At 48.3% G+C, this 8,388-nt stretch carries 7 protein-coding genes; 2 read left to right on the plus strand and 5 right to left on the minus strand.

The features are described from left to right. From J0895_RS15205 to J0895_RS15225, 5 genes are all read right to left on the minus strand, one after another. Positions 1-2,229, minus strand: a 2,229-nt coding sequence (locus J0895_RS15205; RefSeq protein WP_207088898.1) for an nSTAND1 domain-containing NTPase, incomplete at its 3' end; no start/stop codon positions are given. Continuing rightward, positions 2,229-3,629, minus strand: a complete 1,401-nt coding sequence (locus J0895_RS15210) for an AAA family ATPase (protein WP_207088899.1) — start codon at positions 3,627-3,629, stop codon at positions 2,229-2,231. The genes J0895_RS15205 and J0895_RS15210, both read right to left, overlap by 1 nt. Positions 3,630-4,099: 470 nt before the next feature. Continuing rightward, complete coding sequence (locus J0895_RS15215; RefSeq protein ID WP_207088900.1) at positions 4,100-4,861, minus strand: phycobilisome rod-core linker polypeptide; 762 nt, start codon at positions 4,859-4,861, stop codon at positions 4,100-4,102. A gap of 265 nt (positions 4,862-5,126) precedes the next feature. Continuing rightward, positions 5,127-5,765 carry a hypothetical protein gene (locus J0895_RS15220; RefSeq protein WP_242541342.1) on the minus strand — a complete coding sequence of 213 codons (639 nt, stop codon included), beginning with the start codon at positions 5,763-5,765 and terminating at the stop codon, positions 5,127-5,129. Next, entirely contained in the window at positions 5,722-6,333 is a 612-nt protein-coding gene (locus J0895_RS15225) for a phycobiliprotein lyase (RefSeq protein ID WP_207088901.1), read from the minus strand. Before J0895_RS15225 ends, J0895_RS15220 begins: the two co-directional genes overlap by 44 nt. A 229-nt stretch (positions 6,334-6,562) precedes the next feature. Here J0895_RS15225 and J0895_RS15230 point away from each other — a divergent pair, with 229 nt between their 5' ends. Beyond that, entirely contained in the window at positions 6,563-6,733 is a 171-nt protein-coding gene (locus tag J0895_RS15230) for an NblA/ycf18 family protein (protein ID WP_015147507.1), read from the plus strand. Between the two features lie 361 nt (positions 6,734-7,094). Next, the gene (bioB, locus tag J0895_RS15235; RefSeq protein WP_207088902.1) at positions 7,095-8,207 is read left to right on the plus strand and encodes a biotin synthase BioB; all 1,113 of its coding nucleotides are present in this window, start codon (positions 7,095-7,097) and stop codon (positions 8,205-8,207) included. Positions 8,208-8,388: the final 181 nt, after the last annotated feature.

The raw sequence follows: 8,388 nt of genomic DNA on the forward strand, positions 1-8,388 counted from the left end.
ATACTCAGCAAGAGTGGTTATATCATCGGTTTGTAGTTGTGCGCCAACAATTTGCAACTCAATGGGACGGACTGCGTTTAAATTTTCTGCTAAATCTGCGACAACTGCCTCGATTAATTCTGGTTCTAAGGGGAAATGCGCACGATCGCTCAAACTCCGAATAATATCCGCTGCATCTGCCGTTGAAAAATTCCCAACTGCATACAGCGTATTCTTACTCAGAATGTCATGATTAATCGCCCCAAATCCAGCCAGGGAATTATACGCCAACAAATAATGGATATAATCCTCTCGCAGCGATAGCAGCACTTTGACAAAAGGAATCTGAAAACAATCACCCAAAAACTCAAAGAATTTTAAGCGCTTTTCCGGTTCCTTACAAATAAAGAAAAACTCTTCAAATTGGTCGAAAATTAGCACCGTTAACAGATGATTCGATTCATTTTGACGCAACTGTTCCAGGACCCTATCTACCGAATCGGGAATAGCCTCAATCTGAATCCCTCGTTGTGCTAGGGCCTCACCCAGTAATTGCCCCAAGGTTTTCGCCCAATCCGTATATAAACGTTGGGAAACGGGTAATATATCCCGATCGCCACTCACCGTTTGTTTTAATGCCGGAAGTAATCCCGCTTGCACCAGGGAACTTTTCCCCACCCCAGATTGCCCGTGGATCACCGTTAGTTTGTATCGGGTACTGCGAATCCGTTCGATTAATCGTTCCACATCTTTTTGTCGTCCCGAGGCAACAATCTCTACGGCGACGCTTCCGGGAGACTCCATTGGCATCGGTTGCGATCGCGCTTGTCGTTGCGGTTCCAACCGTCCCGCGCCTAGAAATGCCCGTAACCCAAACTGCTGCTCAATCGACAGTCTTTCCTGCTTGCGATCAAACGCTTTCACATACTGCGATTGCTCATAGTATAGCGATCGCCACTCCTCCAAAATTTCAATATATAAATGGGGATTATCCTCTGGGTCACCCTTCGCCGCCTCTTCCAGGCGATCGCCTGCTTCCTCTTGTTCCCCGAGTTGCCGCAAACTTCGCGCCAACAGTAGCAAATATAATCCCTGATATTGTTCCTGCTGAGGATCTGGGGCTAAAATTTCCAGTGCTTTTTCTGCTAATTCCTTAGCATGGTCCCACTCCTGCTGGTATAGGGCCACTTGCGCTAAAAATCCATAGTCCCGCGCCAACTGTACCCTATTCCCTAATGTTTCGTGCAATTGAATCGCACTTTGAGCGAGTTGCTGCAAACTGGAATAGTCACTCAACTGCCGTAATACTTCCCCAAGCTGACCGATAAACTGACCCACAAGGTCCGGTCTTCCCGCTTCCTCAAAGCAATCTAAAGCTGATTGAAACGCCTGTCGCGCTTGATTCCAATAACTCTCATCCTGATTACGATCGCGTTCTGACGCCCGAACATAGCACAAACCAATATGATGAAAAACTGCTCCAGCCCGATCTTTCCAGCCTTTTGTATCACTAGCTTGCCAAAATTGTAAACTATCGTGATAGCAATCTAACGCTTCCTCCATGCGATCGCGCATATAAGCATCGCGACCCCACACCAACTGCAAACTAGCTTGTAACTCAGGACTTAGCGGCTGTTTAGCCTTTTCTAAATCCTGCAACGCTAATGTTAGTTCAAACGGATAACGCTTGCCAAAAATCTCCTGATTCGTGACAAATCGCTGATTTCCGGCAGCAAAAATTTCCGCAAACAGGTGATCGTTCTCCTCCTTCAAGGCCCAGAGTAAGTCATCTGGGGCGATCGCAAAGTGAGTCAAACTGGCCCAACTTTCAAAGTCCGGTGCTAACCACGTCAACTTCACCGACACTTCGTCATTGATCCAAAATATGACGGGAAAGGGGCAGTTTTTTCTAAATTCCTCTCGGACTTGGTTCAGGGAAGTGAGTACCGCATCCAAGGCAATCACAGACTCTAACCCGAAGACCATCAAAGCATCTGGGATTTCATCGCCTAGGCGATCGCCTAAAGTTGAATACACCTGTTTGACCGTAGGTTCTAGGACGATTTTCTGAATATTTAAGGAACATTCTTGTTGGAGTTGTTGCACCAGCACATCGCGCAATGTGATATAATTACATCGCACTAGCATCAGCTTAAATTGTCCCTGGGACATTTCAATCGCCCAGATCAGTTCTGCCAACGCCCGCTGATTCTGATTCATGACCTCCGCATCGGATAGTGTCTCACTCATCAGCCTAACTCCTTCGCTTCTGCCAAAATTGGATTAATATCGAACCAAGAGGCTGCCGTATCGCGATATTCATACACGAACATACTGCGGATTAGGGTTTGATATCCATCATCTCCCGCCACCTTTTTCTGTTCCATAACGCGCCGCAGCAGCCCCCACTCTAGATCCGTGACGGCTAAAATTCGTTCGTTCCGATAGGCGGAAATTACATCCTCGATGGTTTGGCGAGTGATCGGCAGTCCCCGTTGTTTTTTAATGCCATCATTGAGCATTCGGAGTAAATTTCGGACATGACCCCCACTCACTTGGCAGAGGCGATCAAGGGTTTCGGGATCTTGAAAGATTAGGGTGATTTTTTCCAGGCGCTGGCGCGGTTCTAAATCTGGGAAAGCTCGGGCGAGGACCATTTGGCGCAGGAGTTCCATTCCCTCAATATTCTCACTGCCATTCGGACATTGAACCGGGACCATCGGCAGCACTTGGGGACGGACAATAAAGCGTTCGATTAGGGTGCCGAAGTCGTTGGAGAAGCGCAACGCTAGGGGCATGGTATAAACCAGGTGGCAGTGCAGCGATCGCAACTGTTCACCGCGATCGACAAAGAGATACTCTTGTTGAGGACGCCCCCAAGGTTTCGGTGTACTATCTACTTTGTCCAGACTATCGACGATCGCCACGAGTCCTTTTTTGCCATGCTGCTTCAGATGGGCGATCGCCGGTTCGAGGATTTCTTTATTAATCGCATCGATAAGCCCATTGGTTTGGGGTTCCAGATATCCTCTTAATTTGCTGCGAAGATCGGGACTTGCTTTGACCTTAGCGGTAATTTTGGCAATCCCCATTGCTACAATGGTAATCCCTTCTTTACCCGCGCTGAATTGATTGCCAAAGGCATCAACTGTCACCCCTTCTTTACTGGCGCTGATTTTATTGCCCAAGGCATCGATCTCTAGTTTGTCAAACTCGATTTCTGTTTGTAATAGTTTGGCTGCGCCTTGCAGAATGCTTTTCAGGCGTTTGGGTTCTTCTAGGGTGAGGCGATCAAGGCTTTCACTGACTCGTTTGGCGATCGCCAGTAAAATATCCCCCACATCAACATCGCCCATTTCCAAGTCTTTAGAGGACTCGAAATAGACCACATGAAACCCTTCTTGTTCTAACTCTGCCTTGAGACGCAGTAATTCCGTGGACTTCCCGCAGCCAATATGTCCCGTAAACAATTGACAGGTGGGTTTTTCTGGGGACCAGAGGGTAATGTTATCCTTTAAATCCTCAATAATTTTGCCCCCGCGCACGGAGGAAAAATCAATATAATATTTCTGATCCAGTTCCGAATTTTCGACAAATAGGGTCTTACTCGGATTTGTCGCATCAAAGAATTGCTTTAAATCAACCATCATAATGCTGGCCCTGTTACTGAGGGATGAAACCCGCCTGATTGGGGGAAGAGGCTAGATGCCTACCTGATGGTTATTTTCAGCCTGATGTCTGAGTCTTCGGGACAGTTTAAAAGAGATTAATTTAAACTGTTTTATTGTTCAGTCTTACTCGATTTAAGCTCAAATTGTCAAGAGCTAAATTAATAAGTTTTAATAAAGATAACCGGGTTAAATGCTGTTATAAAAAGCAGTCTTTAGATAAGGACTCTAGAAAATCCATACAGGGTAAAGATTTTCCAGACGAGTTACCCGAATAACTGCCTGAATGGAATTATGAAGAAGGGGTAAAGCCGGGAAAAAAGTCTCCTCAGCCCTAAAACAGTTAGGGGCCAAAGACTAAGAATTATGGTTTCGCTTGCCACAACTTCCCAGACTCTAGCCCCTAACTTCAGGGTTGAGGGAATTACATTGCTACAGAGAGCAAAATGCAATTACTTCTTACGGGGAACCAGCGCTTCGTAATTCATATTGAAAGTAGAAACGCGGCTGGGGGGATTACCTTTGGCGTTATTCAGGTTACGCGCCATATCCATATAGAGGGAGGGGTCGCCTGCGCGAGCCACCTTGTCTTGGGGAACGTAGCGGCGTACTTGAGTTTGCCAGATGATTTGTGGGAAGCCCAATTGAGAGCGATGGTATTCACCATAACGGGGGGTTTTCAGGTTAAAGGGAGTTTCACCTTTGGCCTGTTGGGGTAGAATCCGACGACGCTGATAGGGAACCGTATTGTACCCAAAGCTGTTCAGGTACTCTTCGCTATCGAGGACAGCACTGATAAAGCCTTCGACACCCTTAGTGGCGATGACGATAGACCATGCAATTTTTTCGCGTTCGTTGTAAACGTCGCGGCCTAAAATGCGCTGGACGCAAATTTCGGCGAAACGGTAGTTGCTGTTGGTCTCGTAATTGAGCCGCACGAACGCATCCGAGGTCGCCAAAGCGCGAATGAAATCACGAACGGTGATTTGACCATATCTCAGTTGAGATTCGGAGAAGGTTTGGCGGTTGCTCTTGAGGATTTGGTGTTCGCTGAAAATTTGGCGGTAGCTGGCCCAAATCACCTCATCCATCTCCGTAGGAGAGGGCAGGTTTTCGGTGGTATAGATTTTGGGTTGCTCATCGCTTCCCACTTCATATCCAGCCACCCGCTGGTTTTGGCTCTTAGGAGCGTACTGTAACAAAGGTAATGCCACGTCAGAATCTCCGTAAGTTCAAATTTTAACTTCTGCTTTCAGTGGCAGATGCAGCGAATTGGCCCTTAAGGTATGGGAACCCCCTAGAAAGACAAATTCGGTCTGTTCTAGGGATGGCTTGAACCCGTAGCGCTCAACGGTCACTGCTACCGACTGACTGCCGATTTCAATAAATAGACATCCTTCAGATTACGGGATGACGGTCAGATCAGTCTCATTTTTCTCACTGAACGCAACAATCTGTAATATTTCGCCACAAAAAGTATTATCCATTACCTCGCCAGAAGGCCAGGGGTTCAGGAGTTGCGTCACAGTGCGGCCAATTTCTTAACATCTGATCCATCCCCCTCTCATCCATCCCCGTAGCATTCGGGGGTTCGAGTCCCAAGCCTAAACACAGATGAGTTAGGACCTCCAGGAGTCGGGCATCATGTCCGGGGGACCTCAAATAGGCATGAGCATATTCATGGACAACAATGCTTAACCAGTCCTGGGGTGCTGTCCGACCGACATCGATGACGATCGCCATCGGATCCACCAGGATATTACAGAGGGCATCAATCCCATATTCTGGGGCGATCGGGGCGGCAAAAATTAAAATCTCCCGCCGTTCCGAAGCCGGAAAACACTGATGGCAGGCTTCCAGATACTCCCGCAGTTCCTGGTTGATGGTTTCGATATGCTCTCCAATCCAGGTACAGATTCGGATCCGCTCGATAATATCTTCCCCGGACCAAATGGTACTGGGGTCGATCGCAATCTGACGCACCGCATTGAGATAATCAGACCCCCGGACCAAGGGGTCGGACATGATCCGGGGGATGGGGGAGCCTTCAAGACTCCCCTGGTCTTCCTTTTGATTACCAGCCGAAGGCGGAATGGAATTCTGGGGTGGTTCTGGCATTCTCGTCGGAGTCAGGGAGGCGATCGCTACTGCTGGGGGCGGATTCGACCTGGATCCGGCTTTCGCTACAGAATGAAGCCGTGCTAAACCCCCCAAACCGCGTGACGGTACTCGTCCGCAGTCGTAAATCCGGACTGGCAAACCAGAAGCGTTCGACGACGCTCATGGTTTCATATTCCGTCACCAGAATCAGACCCTCTTCCTCATCCATTTCATATAAACCCGCCACCGGGACAATTTCGGCATAACCCCGCTCTCTGAGAAGTTTTCCAGCTTTGGGGTTATCCTCTTCCGGCACCAAGGCAAATACTGTGGAGCCAGAGTGATTTTCATCATTCTGGTCCCATTCCATTGAACCCGCCCAGGAGACAAAGGCTCCGCCGATCGCCCGATGGGGATCTATTTGATGTAACTCGCAGATTTCTACAACTTGGGGATGATCTTTGTCTAAAGTTTCCACCAGGATTTCTGAATCTCCTAGTTCCGCTCGTCGGAAAGCAAGGTGATGGGTCGTGCGCTGCGATCGCCACTTCCCTGCACTCCGGCGAAAAAACTCCATTGCGTCCATTAGGCTTATCTCCGTTGGCTGATGTCTGGGCAGTTTTTCCCTTTTATAATAAGACTTACAGGGCTTTGATAAACTTTTGTAGCGAAAATAAATTTTAAAATGTACGTTTTGGACAGTTTGTCAAGCAAACTTAATGATACTTTACAATTAGCGGGACCCAACCAAACGGATTACCCGTCTATTCCTGTAGTAAATAAAAATAACCAACGAAACCACCAGGAGCAAACCAATGGATATGCCAACTAATTTGAGCTTGGAACAAGAGTTTAAACTGCAACTTTTGAAAGAACAAGTCAGGGGACTAACTCAAGAGCAAGCCCAGGAATATTTACTCGAAGTCCTGCGGCAAAATATGGTCAAAGACAATATGTTCAAATACCTGCTCAAAAAGTCAGCGTAATGCAGGGCATCACCGGGAAAAATCCCCTTTTCACAGATGTTCTGACCGTTTCAGCTTCTCATATAGCTTTGCTTTTGTTGGCAACACCCGGGTGATCGTCATTTCAGAATTATTAACCCTTAAATATTGAAAATTTCCCTAGGGAGGTGAGGTTGCACTTCATGATTTTTTCTTCCACACCGCTTGTCCCCAGGCCGTAATTTATCTTGATTTGTCCTGGGTTATGGCATAACCCTTAATCGTTAGCGGATAACGCCTAAAAATAGTGCCTTAACCCATCATTACCAAAATCCACTCGAAAACGGTAAAGCCCCGATGGTAAAATGCCAGAACTTCAGGAACTGTCATAGAAGGGCTGAAAGTGGTTCAAGCACCCGTATCAAAAATTTCCCATCAATCCGCACAAGTGGCCGAGAATGACGCCGTAGTCGGGATAACCGAAACCCTGCGGGAGTCTCTCAAGCAACTGGCCGATCTCATTATTGCTGGGCATCGCCTCACCCGAGAAGAAGCGATCGCCCTGACTCAAATTGAAGGTCAAGACTCCATCCTGCTGCTGTGCGAAGCTGCCAATGCAGTCCGCGAAGCCTGCTGCGGCAATACCGTCGATTTATGTAGCATCATCAACGTCAAATCCGGCAATTGCTCAGAAAACTGTGGCTTTTGCTCCCAATCCGTGCATCATCCCGGCACAGATTCGCCCATTTACGGACTCAAACCCCGGGACGAAATTCTCGCCCAAGCTAAAGCTGCCGAATCCGCTGGTGCCAGCCGGTTTTGCCTAGTTTCCCAAGGCAGAGGACCCAAATACAGCAGTCCCAAATCCCAAGAATTTGAAGAAATCCTGGCAACGGTACGCCAGATTATTGACGAGACCAACGTCAAACCCTGCTGTGCCTTGGGGGAAGTGACTCCAGAACAAGCTAAAGCCTTAGCAGAAGCAGGAGTTACGCGGTATAACCATAACCTAGAGTCATCGGAAAACTTTTACCCATCCATTGTCACCACCCATACTTGGGGCGATCGCGTCGCCACCATCAAAAATCTCAAAGCCGCAGGCATCCAAGCCTGTAGCGGAGGGATTATTGGCTTGGGAGAAAGCTGGGAAGACCGGATTGATTTAGCCTTAGCCGCGCGGGAATTGGAAGTTGAATCCGTCCCCCTGAACCTGCTCAATCCCCGGTCCGACACGCCTTTGGGCGATCGGCCCAAACTTGATGCTTACGAAGCCTTAAAAGCGATCGCCATCTTCCGTCTCATCCTCCCCGAGCAAATTATTCGCTATGCTGGAGGACGAGAATCCGTCATGGGCGAACTCCAACATTTAGGACTCAAAGCCGGCATCAACGCCATGTTAATCGGTCACTACCTGACCACCCTGGGTCAACCCCCCGACCAAGACCGTGCCATGCTTGAACAACTCGGACTTCAAGGCAATGAAGCCCCAGTCCCCAGAGGAAAGACGGACGGTTAAATCGTCTTCTTTTAACCCGACCCTGTGTCTTGGGGTGGATGGGGTGGATGGGGTGGAACGACTAAAGTCGTGACACCGAACCTCTCCCCCATCTCCTTACAAGAGTAAGTTTTTTACGTTTATGGTGATTCGCCTTACGATTAACTTCAGCGACGGTTCCCGGACCTTGGCAAGGTCCGGG

The organism is Phormidium pseudopriestleyi FRX01 (assembly GCF_017313335.1).
GTDB classification, from domain to species: domain Bacteria; phylum Cyanobacteriota; class Cyanobacteriia; order Cyanobacteriales; family Laspinemataceae; genus Laspinema; species Laspinema pseudopriestleyi.